Origin of the sequence: Aquimarina sp. MMG015, from assembly GCF_018100855.1 — a bacterium.
Lineage (GTDB): Bacteria > Bacteroidota > Bacteroidia > Flavobacteriales > Flavobacteriaceae > Aquimarina > Aquimarina latercula.
In genome coordinates this window covers 71,952-95,120 of the sequence record NZ_JAGJEB010000002.1, presented here as the reverse complement: position 1 = coordinate 95,120, position 23,169 = coordinate 71,952, and the positions used below count along the sequence as shown (strand labels likewise).

General features: G+C 30.7%; 22 protein-coding genes. 9 read left to right on the top strand and 13 right to left on the bottom strand.

The window, feature by feature from the left end; genetic code table 11:
• Positions 1 to 29 precede the first annotated feature (29 nt).
• The 4 genes from J8L88_RS03715 to J8L88_RS03700 all read left to right on the top strand — a co-directional run bounded on the left by J8L88_RS03715 (position 30) and on the right by J8L88_RS03700 (position 8,366).
• Positions 30 to 719: a TIGR00730 family Rossman fold protein gene (locus J8L88_RS03715; RefSeq protein WP_027391673.1), complete on the top strand. Its 690-nt coding sequence runs from the start codon at positions 30 to 32 to the stop codon at positions 717 to 719.
• A 37-nt stretch (positions 720 to 756) separates the two neighbouring features.
• Complete coding sequence (locus J8L88_RS03710) at positions 757 to 2,007, top strand: hypothetical protein (protein WP_211059986.1); 1,251 nt, start codon at positions 757 to 759, stop codon at positions 2,005 to 2,007.
• Entirely contained in the window at positions 2,004 to 4,835 is a 2,832-nt protein-coding gene (locus tag J8L88_RS03705; RefSeq protein ID WP_211059985.1) for a metalloprotease, read from the top strand. The genes J8L88_RS03710 and J8L88_RS03705 overlap by 4 nt, the downstream gene beginning before the upstream one ends.
• Positions 4,836 to 5,951: 1,116 nt before the next feature.
• Positions 5,952 to 8,366, top strand: a complete 2,415-nt coding sequence (locus tag J8L88_RS03700; protein ID WP_211059984.1) for a thiamine pyrophosphate-dependent enzyme — start codon at positions 5,952 to 5,954, stop codon at positions 8,364 to 8,366.
• 9 nt (positions 8,367 to 8,375) lie between these two features.
• On the opposite strand, the gene J8L88_RS03695 is transcribed toward J8L88_RS03700, so the two are convergent.
• Genes J8L88_RS03695 through J8L88_RS03685 form a run of 3 tightly spaced genes read right to left on the bottom strand, consistent with a single transcriptional unit; the run spans position 8,376 to position 10,704 of the window.
• On the bottom strand, positions 8,376 to 8,993 hold the full coding sequence (locus J8L88_RS03695; protein WP_211059983.1) for a hypothetical protein: 618 nt from the start codon (positions 8,991 to 8,993) through the stop codon (positions 8,376 to 8,378).
• A gap of 31 nt (positions 8,994 to 9,024) precedes the next feature.
• Positions 9,025 to 9,828 carry a hypothetical protein gene (locus tag J8L88_RS03690; protein ID WP_027391679.1) on the bottom strand — a complete coding sequence of 268 codons (804 nt, stop codon included), beginning with the start codon at positions 9,826 to 9,828 and terminating at the stop codon, positions 9,025 to 9,027.
• A 33-nt stretch (positions 9,829 to 9,861) separates the two neighbouring features.
• On the bottom strand, positions 9,862 to 10,704 hold the full coding sequence (locus J8L88_RS03685; protein WP_211059982.1) for a 1,4-dihydroxy-2-naphthoyl-CoA synthase: 843 nt from the start codon (positions 10,702 to 10,704) through the stop codon (positions 9,862 to 9,864).
• Positions 10,705 to 10,873: 169 nt separating this feature from the next.
• Here J8L88_RS03685 and J8L88_RS03680 point away from each other — a divergent pair, with 169 nt between their 5' ends.
• Positions 10,874 to 11,356 carry a hypothetical protein gene (locus J8L88_RS03680; protein WP_211059981.1) on the top strand — a complete coding sequence of 161 codons (483 nt, stop codon included), beginning with the start codon at positions 10,874 to 10,876 and terminating at the stop codon, positions 11,354 to 11,356.
• A gap of 34 nt (positions 11,357 to 11,390) precedes the next feature.
• On the opposite strand, the gene J8L88_RS03675 is transcribed toward J8L88_RS03680, so the two are convergent.
• The 5 genes from J8L88_RS03675 to J8L88_RS03655 form a co-directional block, all read right to left on the bottom strand.
• Entirely contained in the window at positions 11,391 to 12,224 is an 834-nt protein-coding gene (locus J8L88_RS03675; RefSeq protein ID WP_027391682.1) for a S1 RNA-binding domain-containing protein, read from the bottom strand.
• 110 nt (positions 12,225 to 12,334) lie between these two features.
• Positions 12,335 to 12,676 (bottom strand): DUF2853 family protein, encoded by a 342-nt coding sequence (locus J8L88_RS03670; protein WP_027391683.1) that lies wholly within the window; start codon positions 12,674 to 12,676, stop codon positions 12,335 to 12,337.
• Between the two features lie 103 nt (positions 12,677 to 12,779).
• Positions 12,780 to 14,504, bottom strand: coding sequence for a 2-succinyl-5-enolpyruvyl-6-hydroxy-3-cyclohexene-1-carboxylic-acid synthase (gene menD, locus J8L88_RS03665; RefSeq protein WP_211059980.1), 1,725 nt, complete (start codon positions 14,502 to 14,504; stop codon positions 12,780 to 12,782).
• A 54-nt stretch (positions 14,505 to 14,558) separates the two neighbouring features.
• On the bottom strand, positions 14,559 to 15,641 hold the full coding sequence (locus J8L88_RS03660) for an isochorismate synthase (RefSeq protein WP_211059979.1): 1,083 nt from the start codon (positions 15,639 to 15,641) through the stop codon (positions 14,559 to 14,561).
• 1 nt (position 15,642) lies between these two features.
• Positions 15,643 to 16,068, bottom strand: a complete 426-nt coding sequence (locus tag J8L88_RS03655) for a PaaI family thioesterase (RefSeq protein WP_027391686.1) — start codon at positions 16,066 to 16,068, stop codon at positions 15,643 to 15,645.
• Between the two features lie 84 nt (positions 16,069 to 16,152).
• Between J8L88_RS03655 and J8L88_RS03650 the strand changes: the two genes are divergently transcribed.
• The 4 genes from J8L88_RS03650 to J8L88_RS03635 all read left to right on the top strand — a co-directional run bounded on the left by J8L88_RS03650 (position 16,153) and on the right by J8L88_RS03635 (position 19,056).
• Positions 16,153 to 16,716 (top strand): TetR/AcrR family transcriptional regulator, encoded by a 564-nt coding sequence (locus tag J8L88_RS03650; protein ID WP_211059978.1) that lies wholly within the window; start codon positions 16,153 to 16,155, stop codon positions 16,714 to 16,716.
• Between the two features lie 2 nt (positions 16,717 to 16,718).
• A complete protein-coding gene (locus tag J8L88_RS03645) occupies positions 16,719 to 17,567 on the top strand; it encodes a serine aminopeptidase domain-containing protein (RefSeq protein WP_211059977.1) in 849 nt (282 codons plus the stop codon).
• A 12-nt stretch (positions 17,568 to 17,579) separates the two neighbouring features.
• Complete coding sequence (locus J8L88_RS03640; RefSeq protein ID WP_211059976.1) at positions 17,580 to 18,209, top strand: alpha/beta hydrolase; 630 nt, start codon at positions 17,580 to 17,582, stop codon at positions 18,207 to 18,209.
• A 64-nt stretch (positions 18,210 to 18,273) separates the two neighbouring features.
• Positions 18,274 to 19,056, top strand: a complete 783-nt coding sequence (locus tag J8L88_RS03635; RefSeq protein WP_118386010.1) for a hypothetical protein — start codon at positions 18,274 to 18,276, stop codon at positions 19,054 to 19,056.
• A 34-nt stretch (positions 19,057 to 19,090) separates the two neighbouring features.
• Here J8L88_RS03635 and J8L88_RS03630 read toward each other — a convergent pair whose 3' ends face one another.
• From J8L88_RS03630 to J8L88_RS03610, 5 genes are all read right to left on the bottom strand, one after another.
• The gene (locus tag J8L88_RS03630) at positions 19,091 to 19,462 is read right to left on the bottom strand and encodes a nuclear transport factor 2 family protein (RefSeq protein WP_027391691.1); all 372 of its coding nucleotides are present in this window, start codon (positions 19,460 to 19,462) and stop codon (positions 19,091 to 19,093) included.
• Positions 19,463 to 19,471: 9 nt separating this feature from the next.
• Positions 19,472 to 19,984, bottom strand: a complete 513-nt coding sequence (locus J8L88_RS03625) for a DinB family protein (RefSeq protein WP_027391692.1) — start codon at positions 19,982 to 19,984, stop codon at positions 19,472 to 19,474.
• 105 nt (positions 19,985 to 20,089) lie between these two features.
• Positions 20,090 to 21,136, bottom strand: coding sequence for a S41 family peptidase (locus tag J8L88_RS03620; protein ID WP_211059975.1), 1,047 nt, complete (start codon positions 21,134 to 21,136; stop codon positions 20,090 to 20,092).
• A gap of 99 nt (positions 21,137 to 21,235) precedes the next feature.
• Positions 21,236 to 22,174, bottom strand: a complete 939-nt coding sequence (locus J8L88_RS03615; protein WP_027391694.1) for an AraC family transcriptional regulator — start codon at positions 22,172 to 22,174, stop codon at positions 21,236 to 21,238.
• Between the two features lie 231 nt (positions 22,175 to 22,405).
• Positions 22,406 to 23,113 carry a DNA alkylation repair protein gene (locus J8L88_RS03610; protein WP_211059974.1) on the bottom strand — a complete coding sequence of 236 codons (708 nt, stop codon included), beginning with the start codon at positions 23,111 to 23,113 and terminating at the stop codon, positions 22,406 to 22,408.
• Positions 23,114 to 23,169: the final 56 nt, after the last annotated feature.

Genomic DNA, 23,169 nt, shown 5'->3' with positions numbered 1-23,169 from the left:
TTATTAACTGAGATAATAAAATAAATTTTATGAGAAAAGAACAACATCACAAGGGGTGGAACGAAATAAAAACAAATGATTCTTGGGCTATTTTTAAGATCATGGGAGAATTCGTAAATGGATTTGAAAAAATGAGTAAAATAGGACCTTGTGTATCTATATTTGGGTCTGCCAGAACTAAAACTGATGACAAATATTATCAGCTAGCTGTTGATGTAGCTCATAAAATAGTAGATCATGGATATGGAGTTATTACTGGTGGTGGACCGGGTATTATGGAAGCTGGTAATAAAGGTGCCCATTTAGGAGGAGGAACCTCTGTAGGTTTAAATATTGACTTACCTTTTGAACAACACGATAATCCATATATTGATAGTGATAAAAGCTTAGATTTTGATTATTTCTTTGTTAGAAAAGTAATGTTTGTTAAATACTCTCAGGGGTTTGTGGTTATGCCTGGAGGGTTTGGAACGTTAGACGAGCTATTTGAAGCAATTACATTGATACAAACAAAAAAAATAGCAACATTTCCTATTATTTTAGTAAGTACTGAGTTTTGGGGAGGACTAATGGATTGGGTAAAGAGTACTCTTTTAGATAAATTTGGAAATATTAGTCCTGGAGATATGGATTTAATTCATATTGTAGATACTCCAGAAGAAGTATTACAAATTCTAGATAAATTCTATGGAAAATACAATTTAAGTCCTAATTTCTAAAAATATCTCTTTTCACACAAACTCAACAAACTCAATAATGAAAGGAATATTCATACCCCTTATGATTTTTTTTGGTGTTCAAATTTCTTTTGGACAAGCCACAATTAAAACTATGTTCTATAATGTTCTTAACTATCCTGAAGCCCCTCCGGAGAATAGAGAAGAAATACTGGAAATTATAATAGATAGTTATGAGCCTGATATTTTCATGATTTGCGAATTAGAAACAGAAATTGGAGGTGAAGAAATATTGAATGAATCATTAAATGATGACAATAACAACTATTCCAGTGCTCCTTTTTTAAGTAATTTTTCTAATTCTGATGTAGAATTACATCAATTATTATATTATAATAACCAAAAGTTTACCTTAATAGATAGCCAAAGACTAACAACTACAATAAGAGATATTAACTGGTATACTTTAGAATTAATATCAGATAATCAAGTCACAAATCCCATTAGAATTGAAGTTTTCGTATCACACTTAAAAGCAAGCAGAGGTACGGAAAATGAGGTTAAGCGTTTAAATATGGTTAATAAATTTATTGATAATTACGAGAATCTAGATGAAGATGCATATGTCATTTTTGCCGGTGATCTAAACGTATATTCTTCGGATGAACCCGCTTATCAAGAGTTACTAAATAGTAACAATAAAATTACCATGGCTGACCCTATAAACAAGCCAGGAAACTGGACTAGTAATGAGACTTTTACCACAATACATACCCAAAGCACCCGTCTTAGTAGTGAAGACTTTGATAATTTTGGAAGCGGTGGTGGATTAGACGATCGCTTTGATTTTATTTTAATATCAGAAAATATGATAAACAATACAGAATTAAGTTATGTTCCTGATAGTTATCTTGCTTATGGTAATAATGGTGATTGTTATAATCAAAGAATTGATGATACAGATTGTACGGGAATATATGATAGTTCATTGAGAGATGCATTATATACTATGAGTGATCATTTACCTGTAGTGATGGAACTACAATCAAACCAACAGTTTTTAAATACTCCGGAATTTACAGAAACAGTAAAAAACATACAATTAACCAATGGTAATATTATCCGTGATAAACTGTCTTTACAAATTGATAATACTTTAGAATCAATAGATTTTGAAATATATAATACCTTAGGACAAAAAATAAAATCGTTTTCCGCAGATAGTAATACTATTACTAATATTTCTGTTTCTGAATTAAGTCTCGGAATGTACTATCTTGTTCCTATTAATATAAATAATAATACGATCAAATTTTTAAAAGTAAATTGAAACTTATCAGAATATTCCATATAATTCTTACTATATTTTTATTTCAAGCCAATAATTATGCGCAACATAATATTGTTATTGATGGAGTTCTCGATACTGAAAATAAGGTAATATCAATACAACAAGAGATTACATTTAAGAATACTTCTAACGACACCTTGCGAGAGATTTTTTTACATGACTGGGCTAATAGCTTTTCTAGTAAAACCACTCCATTGGGAAAGCGTTTTTCTGAAGATTTTGTAAGGAAATTTTATTTTGCAAAGGACTATGAACGTGGATCTACCATCATTGAATCAATTTCAGATAAAGCAGCTAAAGAATTAACTTGGTCCTTACAAGAAAAAGCTCCGGACATTTTAAAACTTGATATAGATACCGTGCTGTACCCAGGAGAAAGCTTTACCTTTAACCTAAAGTATAAAGTAAAAATTCCTAGTGAAAAATTTACTAGATATGGATACCATAAAAATGGAAATTTTAGTCTAAAACATTGGTATATCCTTCCCGCTGTTTATGACACAAAGTGGAATACATATAGTCATAAGAATTTAGATGATCTTTATGCTCCTACAATAAGCTATAAAATTAATTTTACTTTACCATCTATATATCATCTCACAAGTGAATTTGATCATACAACACTATCAGATTCAGATAGCCCTACTAAAACGATTCAACTTCTTGGAGAAAAACGAAATGAAGTCAATTTATATCTAGAGAAAGAGAATAGCTTTTATACCATCGAAACAAAGAACATTGAATTTATCAGTAATATTAGGGATAATGATTTGATGCCCGAAATGAAAAGCGTAGCTGTTGAAAAAATTCTAAAATTTCTAGAAAAACACTTAGGCCTATATCCTTTTGATAAAATTCTAGTTTCAGAAAATGATTACAAAAAAAATCCAGTTTATGGATTAAATCAATTACCAGATATTTTAAGACCATTTCCTGATGGTTTTCAGTATGAGATCAAACAACTTAAAGCTATTACAGAAAGTTATTTAGAAAAAACATTAATTATTAACCCTAGATATGACGCTTGGATAAAAGATGCGATACATATTTATATAATGATGGCATATACAGAACAGTATTATCCCGAAATGAAAATAATTGGTAACCTGAGTAAGGTTATAGGGTTACGATGGTTTCACGCTGCGGATCTAGAATTTAATGATCAATATTTTTTAGGGTACAAAAATATTATACGTAATTTTAGAGATCAACCTTTAAATACACCGCAGGATGAACTTATTAAATTTAACAAAAATATTGCCAATGCCTATAAAGCAGGAGTAGGTTTCAAATATTTGGAAGATTATCTAGAAGATGATAATATTCTTGCGGAGGCAATCCAAGAATACTATACTAATAATATATTGAAACAAACAAATTCTCAAGAATTTGAAAAAATATTAAAACGACTTGCCACAAAGGATGTTGATTGGTTTTTTGAAGATTATGTCAAGACGAATCAGAAACTTGATTTTAAAATTTCATCCGTAAAAAAGAGCAAAGACTCTCTAGAAGTTACTATAAAAAACAAAAGAGATAACAATATGCCAATATCACTGGGGGCAACCAGAGATGATGTACTAATCTCTAAAACGTGGGTTAAAGACATACAAGGCAAAAAAAAGGTTACGATTGGTAATGAGGATATCGATAAACTGGTTTTAGATTACGATCAAAATATTCCAGAATTTAATAGAAGAAACAATTACAGGAACTTAAATTGGATTTTTAATAAACCATTTCATTTTACTTTTATACAAGACGTAGAGGATCCTACAAAAAGTCAAATATTCTATACTCCAGAGTTCGAGTTTAATAATGTATATGATGGATTTACCATTGGTGCTAAATTTTTTAATAAAAATATTATTAGAAAAAACTTTGATTACAGAATTAAACCTAGTTATGGATTTGCCTCCAATAAATTATTAGGTTCTGGTTTTTTTCAGGTAAGGCAACAAATTGCAGATCACGATCTTTTTCTAATACGATATTCTTTTAGCGGCAGCAGTTCTAGTTATGCACCTGGATTATTAGTTAGACGCTTTTCTCCAACCGTACGTTTTTCTTGGAGACCAGAAGATTTACGATCAAATAAAAGTCAGACATTAAGCATAAGAAGTGTAAACGTTTTTAGACAACGTGATGAGATAAATCCAGTTAACACCCCGGATTACAGTGTTTTTAATGTCCGATATAGATATTCTAACTTCAATCTAATCAACACCTCTTCTTTCAATTTTGATTACCAATTAAACAAAAATTTTAGCAAATTTTCTACTACTATAAATTATAGAAAACTATTTCTTAATAACCGACAACTTAATCTTCGTCTTTTTGCTGGAGCGTTTATATTTAATGATACCAGTAGAGATGGTGATTTTTTTAGCTTTGCCTTAGATCGCCCTACAGATTATCTTTTTGATTTTAATTACTTAGGTCGTAGTGAAGATAGTGGTTTAGTAAGTCAACAAATTATTATCGCCGAAGGAGGTTTTAAATCTCAACTAGATTTCCCATTTGCTAATCAATGGATTACAACACTTAATGCTAATACCAATATCTGGAATTGGGTATATGCTTATGCCGATGGAGGTATCGTTAAAAATAGAGGAGTCTCACCAAAATTTGTATACGACGCAGGAATACGATTAAGTCTTGTAGCTGATTATTTTGAGCTTTTCTTTCCTATAGCTTCCAATAATGGTTTTGAAATAAACCAACCTAATTATGACGAGAAAATTAGGTTTATTGTTACGTTAAGTCCTCAAACTCTTATTGGGCTTTTTACCAGAAGATGGTATTAATTTGTCCTACAAACATTTCTATAAATAACGTTCGTTTGAATCAATAGTTTTTTCTGGTGTAGTTTCTAGCAAGAATTTCATGAAAATATACAAGCTTAAAACATGTGCTATATTGATAAGAACTGTAAAAATTCGATTAAAGTAAAATAGTTCATTTATAGGTAATAAAGAAATTATGAATATACATAAACAAGAAACTATAATCAACTTCAAACCACCTCTATATGTGTCTTGCATATAGATAAGATAGGCAACCAGTATATACACTGTAGAACTAACCAAACAAAAAACTACTTCTGGTACAGCCTCCCTAACCATATCTATTAGTAATTGAGAAATAGAAAAAATTAAATAAGCCACTAACGCAGAACTAATTAAAATTGGAATTGACAAAAAAGTACTACGTTGAACGGTTTTAATGAATAAATATTTTCTTAAAGTTATTGTACAAAATATAAAATATAAAGATGTAAGAATACAAATACTGGAAAAGTTATAAATGAAATCTGTATAAATAAGAACATCACAGAAAATCATAGAAACTAAGCTAAGCAGATACCATACATTGAACTTCTTAACATTACACATATATATCCCCCCTATAAAAAACATAGTTATGGGCAAAGCATAAGCCAAATATTTTCTATCAAAAAATGTCGTAATTATAATAACTACTGAAAAAGCAAGGTAAAATAATATGTCGGTGAGTTTTATATTCTTCAAAAATTCACGATTACATTAATAATGATAACGAATATTTCTTCTAAGTTATATTATTTTTTGGATTTGTAGGAAAAAAAGATAATAAACCTTAATTCCTACATTTACAAAAACATATACTCTCATCGAGCTATCAAAGAACAAATTGATTATCAAGTACATAAAAATCATTATACTACAAGAAAAATGTACAAACACACTACCCTATTAAACCTCTTTTCTAGAAATGTGAAAATTTTGAATATTTGTTAATCAGGTCTTAAAATAATTACTCAAAAAAAGAATTCAACAATAAAATACTATTTTACATGAATTATCTTCAATAAATTTAATACTTCTTATCTTGGAATTGGCTTGAATTTTCGCTAAATTTGCAAACCGTAAAAAATCGTTCACATGCAGTCTGAAACAACTATTACACCTAATATTTCCTTCGAAGAATATAAAGATCAAATACTTAGAGATTATAAAATCGCTTTAACAAGTAGAGAGTGTAGTTTGTTAGGACGTCGTGAAGTACTTACCGGAAAATCTAAGTTCGGAATTTTTGGAGGAGGTAAAGAATTACCACAATTAGCAATGGCTAGGGTATTTCGTGATGGTGATTTCAGATCGGGATATTATAGAGATCAAACATTTATGATGGCTATTGATCAATATAATGTAGAACAATTTTTTGCAGGATTGTATGCGCACACGGATATTGAAAAAGAGCCTTTTGCGGCAGGAAGACAGATGGGCGGACACTTTGCTACTCATAGTCTTAATGAAGACGGATCTTGGAAAAATCTAACAAAACAGAAGAATTCTAGTTCAGATATCTCTCCTACAGCTGGTCAAATGCCAAGATTACTAGGACTTGCGCAAGCATCAAAAGTATATCGAAATGAAAAAAGTGTATCTGAGCACACTAACTTCTCCATTAATGGAAATGAAGTTGCTTGGGGTACTATTGGTAATGCAAGTACTAGTGAGGGTCTTTTTTGGGAAACCGTAAACGCAGGAGGTGTTTTACAAGTACCTATGGTAATTAGTATTTGGGATGATGAATATGGTATTTCTGTTCATGCAAAACACCAAACCACTAAAGAAAATATTTCGCTAGTATTAGAAGGTTTCCGACGTGATGAAAAACATGATGGTTATGAAATCATTGTTGTAAATGGTTGGGATTATCCCGCTTTAGTGGATGCGTATGAGACAGCAGAAGATTTAGCTAGAGAGCAACATATTCCTGTAATTGTACATGTAAAAGAACTTACTCAACCACAAGGTCACTCCACTTCTGGTTCTCATGAAAGATACAAAAGTGAAGAACGCTTAAACTGGGAACGAGAGCACGACTGTAACAAGAAATTCAAAGAATGGATTATTGATCACAATATCGCAACAGCTGATGAATTATTGGAACTAGAAAAATCTTGTAAAAAAGCAGTAAGACAAGGAAAAAACAATGCTTGGAATGCTTATATCTCTGAAATTAAAGAAGAGCAGAAACAAGCTTTAATAAGATTAGAAGCAGTAGAAAATAAAAGCGCAAATAAAAACTTTATCTCTCCTCTTGTAAGAACATTGGCAGATAAAGATGAACCAATAAGAAAAGATATTCTAGAAGCAACTAGAAGAACATTGCGATATTTAATTAAAGAAGATTTTGCCGAAAAGACAGCTCTACAGAATTGGATAAATAATTATATTGCCGAAATTCAACCAAAATATAGCGATCACCTATATAATGATTTTGACAGTAATGCTACTAAAATAAAAGAAGTAAAACCTGAATATACCGATAATGCAGAAACAGTAGATGCTAGAGTAATATTAAGAGATAATTTTGATCAAATATTTAGTAGAGTCCCTGAATCTTTAATTTTTGGAGAAGATAGTGGTAAAATTGGTGATGTTAACCAAGGACTTGAAGGATTACAACAGAAATTTGGAGAAATCAGAGTTTCTGATGCTGGAATTAGAGAAGCAACAATTATTGGACAAGGAATTGGTATGGCAATGAGAGGCCTTAGACCAATTGCGGAGATACAATATTTAGATTATATACTTTATTGTATTCAAGGACTAAGTGATGATCTTGCTACTTTAAGATATAGAACTTTTGCTAAGCAAAAAGCACCACTAATTGTTAGAACAAGAGGACACCGCTTAGAAGGTATATGGCATTCTGGATCTCAAATGGGTGGATTGATTCATTTATTAAGAGGTATTCACATTCTTGTTCCTAGAAATATGACTAAGGCTGCAGGGTTTTACAATACACTACTAGATAGTGATGAGCCTGCTGTTGTTGTAGAATGTCTGAATGGGTATCGTCTAAAAGAAAAAATGCCTTCTAATTTATCTGAAATAAGAACTCCATTAGGTATTGTAGAAACAGTAAAAGAAGGGAGTGACATTACATTAATTTCTTATGGCTCTACACTAAGATTAGTTGAGCAAGCTGCTAAAGAACTATTATCTGTAGGGATAAACGCAGAGGTAATTGATGTGCAGTCTCTTATACCTTTTGACCTAACTCACGATATCGTAAAAAGTATTGCTAAAACGAACAGAGTTTTAGTAATAGACGAGGATGTTCCTGGAGGCGCTACTGGATATATACTGCACAAACTTATTGATGAGCAAAATATATATCAATATTTAGATAGTGAACCGCAAACTTTAAGTGCTCAACCACATCGCCCAGCATTTGGTACAGATGGAGATTACTTTAGTAAACCATCTACAGAAGATATTTTTGAAAAGGTGTATGAAATAATGAACGAGGTAAATCCATCTAATTTTCCCCGGTTAAGATAATCAGTTTACTTAAAAAGGATTTTCTATTTTGATTCGTTTGCCTTCTTTGTAAGAAATAACGAAAATATTTTTATCAATAACACCAGACTTCAGCAATATTTTTCTGAATTCCTGGGCCTCAACGAGTGTTTCGAAAATCCCTAAACTTAATTTATAGTAAGAAGTATCACTATACACAAGAGAATTTGTGAATTTTTCTGAAACCAAAGAAACTTTTTTATCCGTAAATGACTGAATTTGAACAGAGTAAACAGTATCCTTGTTTATTAAATCTCTGTACATATAAAGGTTTTTTAAGTCATTTAAATCGGACTGATCACTTTTCAATTGATTAAGTTGTGTTTTTAATCCGTTAATTTCTGACTGAAAGGAAGAGAACTCCTTATTTTCCATTACTAAAACATCACCATTATTTCTATCCACCCAAAACACCAAATAAACAATTAATGATATCGTAAGTATTAATAAAACAGAACAAAGTAATTTAAGCATCATTTTAGATGCTCTATTCCGTTTAAGTTCAACAGATTTGTCATTAAGAAGATCTTCTAATTTTCGTTGCTCTACTTCAGCTTTTTCTATTTGATAATGCAATGATAAAAGATCTTCGTTTTTAATATCTGGCATTGGTATGGAGGTTTAATGATACTTTATAGGCTTACGGTAATTTTTGCTTGGTTATTTTATAAACGATTCCATCATTCATCTCTAAGATCATAATAGGATCCTCGGAGATAATTTTCTGAAACGCTTTTAAAGGAAATCCTTTAGAAATTTGGTTTAAATTCTGAATACGAACTTTATCATTTAGCTCTAACCTTCTTAGTTTCGTATTTGTATTAGAAACATAGTAATTATCATATAAAAAATACAATGTATCGCCATTTTTATCAATATCGTATTCGGCGTCATTGTTTTCTTTAGCTTTTTTTACTGCTTTTCTACCTTTATAGTACTCAATAAAATCCGCTTCAATAAAAATAACACCATTCGTTCTAAACACATTCTTCACATAACAATGTTGTTTTTTAAATTTTAGCTTTTTAGCATCATCTTCTATTACGTCTTGAGCGCTATCTACCATAGCCGAATCAATACCTATTTCAGAATTACCATCAACACGTGATCCCAATTTTTCCTTATAATCAGATATATCAGTTTTTAGTTTCATTAATTCTTCTTGTAAAGAATCATTCATTTTTTTTATCTGATCTATATTCTCCGGCGTGTCCTGTGCTTGATCAGAATCTGGATTAAAACCATCCTGATTTAGATAATACATAGTAAAAGACATCCCTATGACTACCAAAAAGAACAAAATCATAAAAACAATACTATTCCTTTTACTTCTTTTTAACTCTTTGGATATAGAAACAAGACGATCTTCTAGTTTCTGTTGTTTCATACCAGATTTTTCAATCCTATATTGTACAGATAATAATTCGTCTTCTTTATTTTTCATTTCGCATTCTAAATTTCTATAAAATCATTTACCCTATGGTATCCATTTAATATCTTTAAAATCAGGTTTCCTTTTTTCCAAAAAGGCATTTCTTCCTTCTTTTGCCTCTTCCGTCATATATGCTAATCTAGTTGCTTCACCTGCAAAAACCTGTTGCCCAACCATACCATCGTCAGTAAGATTCATTGCAAACTTTAGCATTTTTATAGAAGTAGGTGATTTTTCTAATATCTCTTGAGCCCACTGATATGCAGTGTCTTCTAATTCTTCGTGAGGTATAACAGCATTAACCATACCCATTTCATATGCTTCTTGCGCTGAATAGTTCCTTCCTAAAAAGAAAATTTCTCGAGCCTTTTTTTGCCCTACCATCTTTGCCAAATAAGCAGATCCATATCCCCCGTCAAAACTCGTAACATCCGCATCTGTTTGTTTAAAAATAGCGTGTTCTTTACTTGCTAATGTTAAATCACAAACAACATGAAGACTATGCCCTCCTCCTACTGCCCATCCAGGCACAACTGCAATTACTACTTTTGGCATAAATCTAATTAATCGTTGTACTTCTAAAATATTCAACCTATGCATTCCGTCCTGACCCACATATCCTTGATGCCCTCTAGCTTTTTGATCACCACCGCTACAAAAACTATACACTCCATCCTTGGTTGATGGTCCTTCTGCAGAAAGTAACACAACTCCTATAGACGTATCTTCCTGAGCGTCATAAAAAGCATCATACAACTCACTAGTTGTATTTGGTCTAAAAGCATTACGAACATTAGGTCTATTAAATGCTATTCTGGCAACACCTTTTGATTTTTTATAGGTTATATCTTGATATTCTTTTACAGTTTTCCAGTTTATCGAACTCATTATATTTTTTTTATGCTATCAAAAATAATACAATATATTGTATCCAGCTACATCATTATAGTAGTTAAATCAAGTTAAAAAAGTAATATTTTTACATCTTTCATATAAATTAACACAGGTTTTGCACGATTTTTGATATTTTAGACAAAACAGATAATTAGAAATTACTATGAAGATTCTCCCTATCTTATTTTTAAGCTGTATTGGTCTTATCTCTTATGGACAAGAAAAGCCCTCATTAACAATTGATTGGGAAACTTGGAATACACATATTGCGGATAACAGCTCTCAATATACGCTTGAACATAAAGAAATAACTCCTTCTTTATCTTATGTAAGAGAGTTAATTTCTACTGGAAATTACGTTTTAATGGAGATCAACTTATCCGTTGATTTACGTAAACAACATCTTGAAAACGAAACACCAATTCTTTTACTTCCTGAAAATAAATTTATACAATCCGATTATGCGTTCTCTCTTCCTAATAACACAAATCAAAATCAAAATAATTTAAGATTTACGATAACAGGTAATGGAGGATATAACGTTAATAATAGCGGAAAAGGAGGTGTTAAAAACAATGCTTATAGGGATGCAAGTACTTATACGGGAATATATTGCCCCGCGACTGGTATTCCTTTAACGTATTAAAAATACAACTATGTTTAGTAATGGATTATTGAAACTAATCGACTAAACGAATACCATCTTTTTCTATCACTATTTTTTTCGCTTTATATAAAGAACCAATAGCTTTCTTAAAACTTTTTTTACTCAGCTGAAAAACATCTTTAATATCCTTAGGATCTGACTTATCATTAAGATCAATAAATCCTCCACTTGACTTTAATTCATCAAGTATTTGTTGAGCATTAGGTTCTATGGCACGATATCCGTGTCTTTGCAAGGTAAGATCAATCTTTCCATCGGGACGTACTTTTTTCACAAATCCTTTTAATTGATCTCCTGGTGTTATTTTTTGAAAAATTTCATCTTCATACACTAAACCTAAATGCTTTTGATTGACAATCATATTCCATCCATAAGGAGATGGATGTGATGCAATTAAATCTACCTCATCATAAGAAGATAACAAAACTAAAGAATTATCTAAAAATGCATTCGTCTTACTTGACCCAACTAATCTATTCGTTTCCTCGTCTAGATATACATAAACAAGATACCAGCTTCCAATTCTCATCTTAGATGCTTGCTCTCTAAAAGGTATAAACAACTCCTTTTCTAACCCCCAGTCCATAAATGCTCCAATATCTGAAACAGTGGTACACTTTAAATAAGCAAATGATTTTACCGTAGCATACGGTTCTAAAGTTGTAGCGACAATTCGTTCTTCATGATCTAAGTAAAGAAATACTTTGATCTCGTCTCTAATCATAAACTGATTCGGAACATATTTGTTAGGCAATAACACTTCATTCCCATCATCATCACTAAGATAGACACCTTGATCTCTCTCTCTTACAAATTCCAATGTGTTATATTCACCAAGCTTAAGCATCGTTTTATATTTTTGCGCAAAGATAATTGTTTAATCTTCCTATATATCATATTAAAACAAAAAAAGGTGCTCAATCAAGAACACCTTTTCTGTTTTCAATATCTGTTATTCTATTTGTACACAGATTCTTTCTTAAAATGCTTTGCTAATAAATAATAAACTACTGCTCTATATTTATTTCTATTAGATTTCCCATACGCATCCATAACAGAAGCAATTGCCTCATCTAACTTTGGTCCATCGGAAAGACCTAACTTTTTAATTAAGAAATTTTTCTTTACAGTTTCTAATTCTGAAGGATCACTCCCAGATACTGTAGCAGCATCTTTATTATAAATAGAAGGTCCACAACCAATAGTAACTTTAGTTAAAAAGTCCATATCTGGAGTTTGACCAATTTTATCTTTAATATCCGCAGCGTACTTAGTAATCAATTCGTCTCTTTTACTCATAAGGTGATAATGTTTTAGGTTTTAGTTAATTTATTATGTTATCTCAAATATAACTCATTTATAAATGAATTATTCATTTATAAATTATAATAAACTTGTTTTTTTAGACAAAATGCTTAAAATAATCGATTAAAACACCATCATTCATTTTTCTAGGAGTAAAAACTTCTAATAATTGAGGTTTGTCGTTCTTATTATAGAGATTTCTTATAGCTTGTCTTAGTTCATCTTTTCCTTGAACAGTGGTATATTCAAAATTAAACATAGTAGACAATTGCTCTGCTGTTAAACTATGTTTTGTTTCGAAATAAGTACTAAAATTGTAGCTCTCAGATTTACCAGGTAAAATTCTAAAAATCCCTCCTCCACTATTATTAATTAAAATAATCTTGAAATTAGAAGGAATAGAATCATTCCACAGTCCATTACTATCATAAAAAAAACTAAGATCACCGGTTATTAATGTAGTAGGAACCTCTGAAGCTACCGCTGCACCTATTGCAGTAGAAGTACTTCCATCTATTCCACTTGTTCCTCGATTACAGTATACTTTAAATGAAGAGTTCAATGAAAATAATTGCGCATACCTAACAGTAGAACTATTGCTTAACTGAATCATCTGATCATTAGGAATAAGATCAAACATCGTTTCAAACACTTTGAGGTCAGAAAAATCTACTTCTTGTAGATACTTCTCGTGTCTTACCCTTCTTTGATTTCTTTTTGCAATCCAAAAAGATTTATACTCATTATCAATAATCTTTGTATCCGGTAAAAAACCCGATAAAAACATATTAGGGTTCATTTTTATATGCTCCGTTAAGCAAAAATATGTATCATAGGCTTTCTTTTGATCAATATGCCAATGAACTTTAGGTTGGTAATTTCGTAAAAAAGCCTTTATTCTTTTAGAAACTACCATACCTCCAAACGTCAATAATATATCCGGTTGTAAAGCTTTAAATTCACTATCACTTAGAGAGGTAATTAATTGATCAATACAATTTACATGTGTTTCGTGATGGATATTAGATGTCGTTTCTGTCAAAACTAAAACCGAGGGATCTTTAGCTAAATAATCAATCAACTCCTTTTCTATACTATTAGGAGGGTTTACTCCTATCAATACTAATTTACGTTTAGATATATTCCATTGCTTCAACATGGTAGAACGTAACGTATCAGAGATACGTTGTTCTATGTGCTCCACAGGAATATTCTTAGGAACTATTGTTGGTTGAGTAATCGTATCATATAACGGCTCGTAAAAAGGAACATTAATATGAACAGGTCCATTTCTTTCTATAGCTTTATTAAGCGCTATATTAATCTCCCGCTCATTATGTTTTTGGGCTTCATGCTGTTTTTGTTTTATCTTAATATCATCTATTTCAATCTCAGGAACAATTTCTGAATATAAGTTGGCTGAATATAAAATATGATTTTCAAATACATTCTTTTGTCGAATCGTTTGCCCATCACCAATATCAATGCGTTCAATAGGTCGATCTGCACTTAATACTACTAACGGTACATCACTATAAAATGCTTCTGAAATTGCAGGGTAATAATTCAATAATGCGCTCCCTGAAGTACAAACCAATGCAACAGGTTTTTTTATCTGTTGTGCAATTCCTAAAGCAAAAAAAGCAGCGCATCGTTCATCGACAATACTATAACATTTCATAGTAGGGTTTTCCGTAAAACCAATTGTCAAAGGAGCATTTCTAGATCCAGGAGAAATAACCACATGTAAAATTCCTTTTGCTTCACATAAAGCAACTATGGTTTGAGATAAAGGAATTTTGGAATATAAACGTTTCTTCATTCGAGTGGCTAAATTACAATATAGTGTCAAGTAAAGCCAGTCTTTTGAAGTATTTTAATACAAAACCTTTTTCATTGTTTCACTTTTTCGTACAGTTTCTTCCCACTCTTTTTCTGGAACAGAGTCTTTAGTAATTCCTCCTCCAATATAGACAATAGCTTTCTCTTGGTCTATTTCCATACATCTAAGATTTACATATAGGTTGGACACAACATTACCTTCGTGATTAATTAGCAATTCTCCTAAAAAACCTGTATAATATTTTCGGTTATATGGTTCATTATTTATAATAAATAATCTCGCTGAATCTTTAGGCAAACCACATACAGCAGGTGTGGGATGTATACCTTCAATAATAGAATCAATATCAGAATCTTTATTTTTTACAACACCAGTAATATCTGTTTTAAGATGTAATAAGGAACCGGCCCTATACGTATAGGTTTTAGATTTTTTGATGTTATTGATTTTTAGCAAGAGTTTATTTAAAACAAAATCCGTAACCATAGCTTGTTCTTCAATTTCTTTTGTTCCCCATTCCACATTTAAAGAATCTACATAAGGCTGAGTTCCTGCTAAAGCCATCGTGTTAAATTCATTTCCTCTTATTGTCATAAGAGTTTCTGGTGTAGCACCAAGCCAAGTTCCGACAGCAGGATGATACCATAAATACACAAATGCATTTGGATAACAATTAATCAATCTTTTAAAAACTTCTAAAGGATTTTTTTTAGAAAAAGAAACCTCTTCTCTTCTAGAAACAACTACTTTTTTAAAAAGATCATCGTTAATAGCACGTACGCTATCTTTTACAAGCTGTACATATTTTGTTTTTGCACTTAGATCCTGTTTAGTAAACAAGATATCCTTTTGAATATCTTTTGACATTTCGTTAGTTGATGTAACTAAGGAACTGTAATATGTGCTTTTTTCTTTGGGGATTAAAACCGCTTGTTTCCTATTATCAAATGGAGCAAAAACAAAACCAGCGGTACTATACGAATCGATTTCATATAAATTATTATCATTCTGCAGAAAACAATTTATAGTTAATTCTTGAGACTTCCGATATACTACGAATGGCAGTTGACTATCCATATGGGATTGGATTTTCAGGTATAATGCCAAAATATCCATATTACCTAGATTTTGCTAATGCTATTGTAGTTAACTTAACAATCGAAATTAATTGCTTTTCTTCATTACGTATTTTTATATCCCAAAGTTGAGTTGTTCTCCCTTTATGTACAATTTCTGCTCTAGCATATACATAACCTTCTCTTATACTTTTTACGTGATTCGCTGAGATCTCTAATCCTCTAATATAATACTCCTTCGTATCTAAAAAAATATGCGAAGCTGCGCTACCAACACTTTCTGCAAGCGCAACCATAGCACCGCCGTGTAACACACCGTCAGGCTGATGAACTTTTGATGTTACAGGCATCTTTGCTACCAAATAATCTTCACCTACTTCACAAAAAGAAATATCCAATGTTTCCATTAGCGTATTCTTACACATTTTAGCACATTGCTCCAATATCTCTTCTTCAGTTAACTTCATAAATTTAATTTTAAGTAAAAATAAACAATGGCATTAAATAATTCTAACTATATTTATGTATTATTTTAACGAACGTTCAATAAAATGCCTAAAACCAAAACATCCAAAGCAGAAGTCTTGAGTAAAGTAATCCCTATACTTAGAGAAAAAGGTATCTGCAAAAGCAGTATGAGCGAATTAGCTAAAGCTTGTGAAATTCAGAAATCTCACTTTTACTACTACTTTAACAGTAAAGAGCAATTAATAAAGGAGGTCCTAGCTACAGTAAACAGTTACTTCAAACATACTTTATTTAAAGTAATTGAAAGTAACTCCTTAACCATCGATCAAAAATTACAAAAAATACACGGACTCATTAATAAGATGTTTAAAAACGATCATAGTGGCTGTATTATGGCAAATACAGCTTTAGAAACTGCTCATTTAAATCCTATTTATAAAGATGAAATCAAACATTTTTTTGAAGACTTCATCGCTGGTTTACAACTATTATTAGCTCCTAATTATCCTAAAGAAGAAACCTTGTCACTGGCAGAACAAATGGTTCAAGATTTGGAAGGTGGAATTTTATTAATGCGTATTTATAATGACCATAAATATGTTAATAACGCTGTTTCTAGAATGGAAAAAATAATACTAAAATCTTAATTATGAACTCATTTACTATTCAATCTAACGATGGATACCCTATTTCGGCTCATGAATTTGTTCCAAAAAATCCTACTAATAAAACTATTGTATTTGCACCAGCAGTTGCAGTACCCCAAAAGTTTTATTTTAATATCGCCAATTACCTTGCAGAAAAAGGATGCAACGTATTTACATTTGACTATCGCAGTATTGGCTCTTCTAATTCTAAAAGCATTAAATCTTTAAAAAATCACGGATTTTTCTCTTGGGCGATGGATTTTAATGCGGTTTCTAACTATGTGAAAACGAAATTTCCAAATAACACTCAATATATGGTTGGGCATAGTTATGGAGGAAACAGTGTAGGTTTTAGCGATGCTTTCCAATACTATGATAAATACATAACCATAGGATCTCAATTTGGTTTTTATAAACATTTTACTCCTAGAATGCGTTTTTTAATATATTTAAATTTCAAATTCTTCGTTCCAATCACTACTTCCGTTTTAGGATATTATCCATCTGGTTGGTTTGGACTAGGAAGACCATTGACCACAAAAGCAGCAAAAGATTGGGCTGTTTTTTTATTACATCCTGATTCTATGTTACATTTTACAAAAGGTAGCTCCAAAACTTATTATAAAAAGATAAAAGAATCTATGTTACTCATTAGTATTGATGATGATCTTTTTGCTCCTAAAAAATCGGTAGATATCCTTGCAGATAGAGTATACAGCAACGCCCATACTACAAGAAAACATTTAAAACCTTCGGATTACAATTTAAAAACAATTGGACATTTTGATTTTTTTAGAAAGAAAAATCAAGATATCTTGTGGCCGATAATAGGTCAATGGTTTGAACTATAAAAGTAACTAATTATGCAAAAAGAGGTTGTCTATCAATCTACTAACACATTTGATACATTGAATGAATTAACCGATCAAACCAAAACAGTTTGGCTTGTTTTTCATGGAATCGGCTATTTAAGTAGATATTTCATCCGTTTGTTTCAAAGTCTTGATGCTAAAGATAATTATATTATTGCTCCGCAAGCTCCTTCTAAATATTACAAAAACAATGATTATAAGAGAGTAGGATCTAGTTGGTTAACTAAAGAAAATACTGGGACAGAAACTAAAAATGTGCTCAATTATGTAGATGCGATTATGGAATTAGAGAAACTACCATCTTCTGTGAATTTTGTGGTTTTAGGATATTCTCAAGGAGTTAGTATCGCTAGCAGATGGATCGCAAGTAGAAAAATACAACCAAATGCGTTTGTAATGATTTCTGGTGGATTTCCAAAGGAATTGAAAAAAGATGATTTCACTTTTCTAAACCAAACCACTAAAGTGACCCATATTTTAGGTGAAAATGATCCTTATTTTGAAATCAAAAAAGTAGAAGCCGAAAAAATACGTGTAAAAGAGATATTACCGCTAATAGAATTTAGATCACATCCTGGCGGTCATGAATTAGACATAAGAACTGTTAAAAACATTTTTTGAGCAGTAACATTTTCGGTTATTAAGACATATACTTATAGAAGCTTTAATTTAAATAGCTATTATAATGTCTAAATATTCCTTATTGATAATACTCATCTGCCTATTTTCTTTAGAAATAGTATACCCTTATGAAGATTATTATATCGATCGTGTAACAGGACTAGAGCTAGGATTAGATGGTTCCGAAACAAATAATTTAAGAGTTATTGATATTAGAGAATGGAACTACGTAATTGAAGAAAAAGGAGGCGTCAAATCTATTCCTGGTATACAAGAATTACATAAAAATAGTTCTGTAATTACATTTGATGAAGATCAGATACAAATGGAAGTACAAAGAATTGCTGATGACACTATGGAAGAAGGGTTAGAGAATCAGGTTTTCATAGTATTAAATGTTAATAATGGAAAAGTTTCTGCGGTCAGAGACTGGATACCAGAGCTAAAGACCAATTCAGAAATCATGATTAATACATATGGCGTTGGTAGTAATAGTGCTCCACGGGTAGGAGAAGGGTTAATGCTTCTAGGACAATTACACGGACATCCTAAAGAATTGCAAGAAAACAAAAAAAATATTAGAACTGTTTCTGAATTTGATATAAAAGTAGCCCGAGAACTAGGGATTACAATTTTTGCCGTTGATGCTTTTAACGCATTTGATATTTTTGATTCAAAAAACTCTAAAAATGGTTCTAAATCCCTTCACATACACTGCGTTACAAAGAATGGTGAAGTTAAAAATTTTATTGGCAGAACTATTGGAAAGAACAATATAAACACCTTTAACTTTTCTTATTATTTCGATTCAATTTTAAGAAAAAATAATAGCATAAAAGTTCTATAGCATTACATTAATCAAAGAAAAAAGTATATCCTATTTATAAAGTATCTATCAATCTTCTTGAATTCACTGTATCATAGATAATAGTTAATTTTTGAATTTTATTATCTTCTGAAAGATCTAAAATATCAACTACTTTAAAATTCACTTTTTCATTATTCTTAAGTATCCATTCATAATCAAAAAGTAAGGAAAGTCGATTGGTATCCTTCTCTAAAAATATTCCATCTAAATGAAGTTTGGAAGAATTCGTGTCTGCCGATAAATCCTTATAGAATTTAGCTGCTGATAACGTACCATATAAAGGAGATATCACAATACCATCATCGGTGAATAGGTCTACTACTTTGGCTACGTCACCTTTTTCTAATAAAAAAAGATATTTCCTTGCTACTTCTTCTTTTGTCATCTTTAAATTTTACAAATATCTTTCTTTAATGATTTCTACGTGATGGTTTTGATGACCAGAAAGTATATAACCCGCAGCTCTAGCACTCATAGGGCTACCACTCGCCTCTCCTATTTGACTTAACATCTCTGATGTAAATCTTTTATATAAAGTAATTGAGCTATTCCTTACGGATTCAAAGTCTTCAATAAGATCTTCAATACTAAATGTATTTGCATTAGAATTCGGCACATAAGCATCTTGATCAAAACCAATCAAAGGAGTTTCATCTTTTCTCGCGAACCTAAGTGCTCTATATGAAAATATACGCTCCGTATCAATTATATGCTGTATCACCTCTGCTATGGTCCATTTACCATCTTCATAGGCATAAGTCAATTTTTCCTTAGGGATAGCGTTTACAAAATCAATAAACTTCTTCTTTCCTAGCTGTAGCCCTTCTACGATATTATTACTTTCTGCTTTATCTATAAAACTTCCGTAATATGGATTATATTCTTCTTGCGCAAGTAATGATTGCATATATAACTATTTATAAATTTTGTTGAAATTTACTAATTCTAGAAACATTCATTGATTGCATTAACAGTTATTTATAAGATAAGCGGATTATACTAAATAGTAAATTTATTGTTTAGCATCAATAAACTTTGTTGCCTCTATAACATTCTTGTCTTTAGTTAAATCTTGAAAGTTAGCCTCTTTAATAATCTCTATTTCCGGTTTAATGGTTTTTGTAAACGTCGCAGATTTATCTGTCGCATAACTTAATGTTATCGCAGCTTTTGTTTTAAATGGCAATTCAAATAAATCATTAGCAGTAGTCAAACCATAACTTTCCTCTCCGATAATCACCGTGTTTTTTCTTCTTCTAATACCTAAGGCTACAAACTCTCCAGCACTAGCCGTCATTACACCAGTTATTAAAGCAACAGGGGTTTCTGTTTTAGGCCTAGTAGTTGTCTTTACTTGCGCTTGTATTTTTTGATCCTCATAATAAATGCCATTATCAAGTCCCGAACGATTTTTTACATTCCTATCCGCATCTAAATATAATGACACTGTATTATCGCCGATTAAATGGTATAATCCAGCAAGCATGACATTGGAGTTCCCTCCTATGTTTAGTCGTAAATCAATGATCCATCCTTTTATTTTGTTAGAAGTATCCACTTTTATGATGGCATCATATATTTCTTGACTTCTTTCATTTAGTTCCTTTTCTGTCGCATTCAATAATAACATTCCTGGAATAAACACATATCCATAATGATCATTAATTACTTTTATATCAAACTTTGGTTCTTCACTGTATTTTGCCAATAAACTACTGTGTAAATCTTCTTTAGTAATTTGTCTTTTGAGACTACTTTGATACATTTTTTTCTCTGAAAAAAGCAATAAATGATCTCCTTTAATAGTATCAAAAAGTTTCGAGCAAACCTCTAATGATTCCTCGAAAGTACTTTTCTTCAAAGCTTCTTTTTTTACATATGGTTTTATTTTACTCCAGTTAACATTTTTTCGATACAGATAATTAGCTTCTAACTGTTCAAAAAAACGATCATAGAATATATTAATACTATCTTGAACGGATTCAACTTTTTCTTGACTGTAGCTCTTTGAATAAAATACTGAAATGGTAATGATTACGACTAAAAAAAATCTTTTCATAACTATGGTTTTTAAATTTCACTTCTTCAAAATTATAGACCATGAAAAGAAAAACACTTCTAAAAAAATACAAGAATGTCCAGAAAAAAAATATTGGACTTATTCGTTTTTATGATTCTTCTTATACTGCGTAGGAGTTAGACCCGTTATCTTTTTGAATACCGCATTAAATGAAGATTTTGAACTAAAACCAGATTTTTCTGCAATTGCTAATAATGTAAACTTTTTTTCTTCAGAAGAAACCAACAATGTTTTTACCTTTTCGATTCTATAAGTATTTATAAAATCATTGAAAGACATATGATACGTATCGTGGATATATAGGGATAGTTCTTTTTCTGATATAGATAACAAAGACGCTAGATCAGAAACTTTGAGATTTTGATTTGTAAAAATCTCCTCTGTTTTCATATAATACGCTATACTATTCCTCAACGCAATATCTGTTTCTTCTTCTTTATGATCTTTTAGGCAAAAAGTTTTAAACAGCAGATTAGATTTTGTAAAACCAATAAAACCTATCCAATAGATATAGATAGAATTTAAAACCAATATTACATAGTAAAACTCTCCGCTATCTTCGAGATTAAAAAGAACTGCAATGATTTGATGAAGTAAATTAAGAATAATAAATACAATAAACATCCAGGAAAATGTGGAAAACCATTCCCAATTTTTGCGAATAGACAGAGAACCTTTGATCTGGTCTTTATTCTTATTTATAAATCCTAGGACATATATCATGAGAATTAGGTTAAACGTCAGATAAACAAAATCATTATATAGAAAAAAACCTGTTTGATAGACTCTATAAAAAATATGTTCATCAATACCACTATGGAGCATCACATACCAATAAGTTCTTAAGATTCCATACAAAATTGCGGGAATAAACAATAGATATTCAACAAAGGAAATAACGTAAGCTTTTTTTTCTATTTGGCTTTTTATATAAAAATAAAATCCCACACCAATAAGATACTTATATGGAAATGGAAAAGAAGTCAAAGGAAGAAAACCTATTGAATTGACATTCATATACAGGAATGCATATGTCAAATTATAAAAGGACAAAGAAAATAAAAACAATATGTAATAATTAAATGCTCTTTTATTCTCTCTTCTTTTAGAAAGTAGATATAAACATAGTGTAAAACCCTGTATTGCACCAAAAAGGACTATAATATTTAATACTGTGTAATTTATGGTGTTGTTTTTATTAGTAAAAAGATCAATTAATAAATAAGTCTTTGGATGGTTTTAATAAACTTAATTCTTTGTTCTATAAATATTTCTTGGGTAATCAGAGATTCGTACATTTTCTTTTTGCAATTCGTTTAATGCATTTTTTGCTATCCAAATTGCAGAAGAGCTCTTTAATTCTAATAATTGATTAGCAACTTTTATAGCTTTTTTATTTAAATCTATATTTCTCTTTCCAATATTTCTCAAAGCCCAATTTATCGCTTTTTTCACATACAATCTGTCATCATTTGCTTCTTTTTTAATGATTGGAAAAAATTGTTCAAACAATTCATTATCTGATTTTTTATCAGCCATACAATAAGCAGCCATAATAGCAAAACCAGCTCTTTTTTCGAATTCGGGTTTTCTCTTTGTCCAATCAATTATTTTAGCCAGTGCAAATTTACTTTTAGCAAACAGTCCCATACAAAAGCTGTCACAAATTTCCCAGTTTTCAAAGGTTTTTACCCATTTCTCCATCAGTTCTTCTGTAACATCATTAGTATTAAATAATTTACTACACAACAACCTACCTTCATATATATTACTATCAAAAAGCTGCAAAGCAAGATCATTTCTACCCTTTCCAATATCTTTCGCTAATTCTTTTAGATCTTTATGATATATGCCTAAAGAATTGTGAGCTACAATTCCAAATTTCTTTTCTTTGAAAAATATTTTTTCAGGGTCTTTTAGCTCATTAAGATATACTATTATTTCATCGTAAGTCACACTAAGTTTTTCTGTTCATAGATTATTCATCCCTACTATTGTACAAAATAAGTAAG

What these genes read in the sequence shown, in the direction of transcription:
- J8L88_RS03715 (WP_027391673.1), top strand. Translation starts at nt 30, where the DNA reads ATGAGAAAAGAACAACATCACAAGGGGTGGAACGAAATAAAAACAAAT.
- J8L88_RS03710 (WP_211059986.1), top strand. Translation starts at nt 757, where the DNA reads ATGAAAGGAATATTCATACCCCTTATGATTTTTTTTGGTGTTCAAATT.
- J8L88_RS03700 (WP_211059984.1), top strand. Translation starts at nt 5,952, where the DNA reads ATGCAGTCTGAAACAACTATTACACCTAATATTTCCTTCGAAGAATAT.
- J8L88_RS03695 (WP_211059983.1), bottom strand. Translation starts at nt 8,993, where the DNA reads ATGCCAGATATTAAAAACGAAGATCTTTTATCATTGCATTATCAAATA.
- J8L88_RS03690 (WP_027391679.1), bottom strand. Translation starts at nt 9,828, where the DNA reads ATGAAAAATAAAGAAGACGAATTATTATCTGTACAATATAGGATTGAA.
- J8L88_RS03685 (WP_211059982.1), bottom strand. Translation starts at nt 10,704, where the DNA reads ATGAGTTCGATAAACTGGAAAACTGTAAAAGAATATCAAGATATAACC.
- J8L88_RS03680 (WP_211059981.1), top strand. Translation starts at nt 10,874, where the DNA reads ATGAAGATTCTCCCTATCTTATTTTTAAGCTGTATTGGTCTTATCTCT.
- J8L88_RS03675 (WP_027391682.1), bottom strand. Translation starts at nt 12,224, where the DNA reads ATGCTTAAGCTTGGTGAATATAACACATTGGAATTTGTAAGAGAGAGA.
- J8L88_RS03670 (WP_027391683.1), bottom strand. Translation starts at nt 12,676, where the DNA reads ATGAGTAAAAGAGACGAATTGATTACTAAGTACGCTGCGGATATTAAA.
- menD (WP_211059980.1), bottom strand. Translation starts at nt 14,504, where the DNA reads ATGAAGAAACGTTTATATTCCAAAATTCCTTTATCTCAAACCATAGTT.
- J8L88_RS03660 (WP_211059979.1), bottom strand. Translation starts at nt 15,641, where the DNA reads ATGGATATTTTGGCATTATACCTGAAAATCCAATCCCATATGGATAGT.
- J8L88_RS03655 (WP_027391686.1), bottom strand. Translation starts at nt 16,068, where the DNA reads ATGAAGTTAACTGAAGAAGAGATATTGGAGCAATGTGCTAAAATGTGT.
- J8L88_RS03650 (WP_211059978.1), top strand. Translation starts at nt 16,153, where the DNA reads ATGCCTAAAACCAAAACATCCAAAGCAGAAGTCTTGAGTAAAGTAATC.
- J8L88_RS03645 (WP_211059977.1), top strand. Translation starts at nt 16,719, where the DNA reads ATGAACTCATTTACTATTCAATCTAACGATGGATACCCTATTTCGGCT.
- J8L88_RS03640 (WP_211059976.1), top strand. Translation starts at nt 17,580, where the DNA reads ATGCAAAAAGAGGTTGTCTATCAATCTACTAACACATTTGATACATTG.
- J8L88_RS03635 (WP_118386010.1), top strand. Translation starts at nt 18,274, where the DNA reads ATGTCTAAATATTCCTTATTGATAATACTCATCTGCCTATTTTCTTTA.
- J8L88_RS03630 (WP_027391691.1), bottom strand. Translation starts at nt 19,462, where the DNA reads ATGACAAAAGAAGAAGTAGCAAGGAAATATCTTTTTTTATTAGAAAAA.
- J8L88_RS03625 (WP_027391692.1), bottom strand. Translation starts at nt 19,984, where the DNA reads ATGCAATCATTACTTGCGCAAGAAGAATATAATCCATATTACGGAAGT.
- J8L88_RS03620 (WP_211059975.1), bottom strand. Translation starts at nt 21,136, where the DNA reads ATGAAAAGATTTTTTTTAGTCGTAATCATTACCATTTCAGTATTTTAT.
- J8L88_RS03615 (WP_027391694.1), bottom strand. Translation starts at nt 22,174, where the DNA reads ATGAATGTCAATTCAATAGGTTTTCTTCCTTTGACTTCTTTTCCATTT.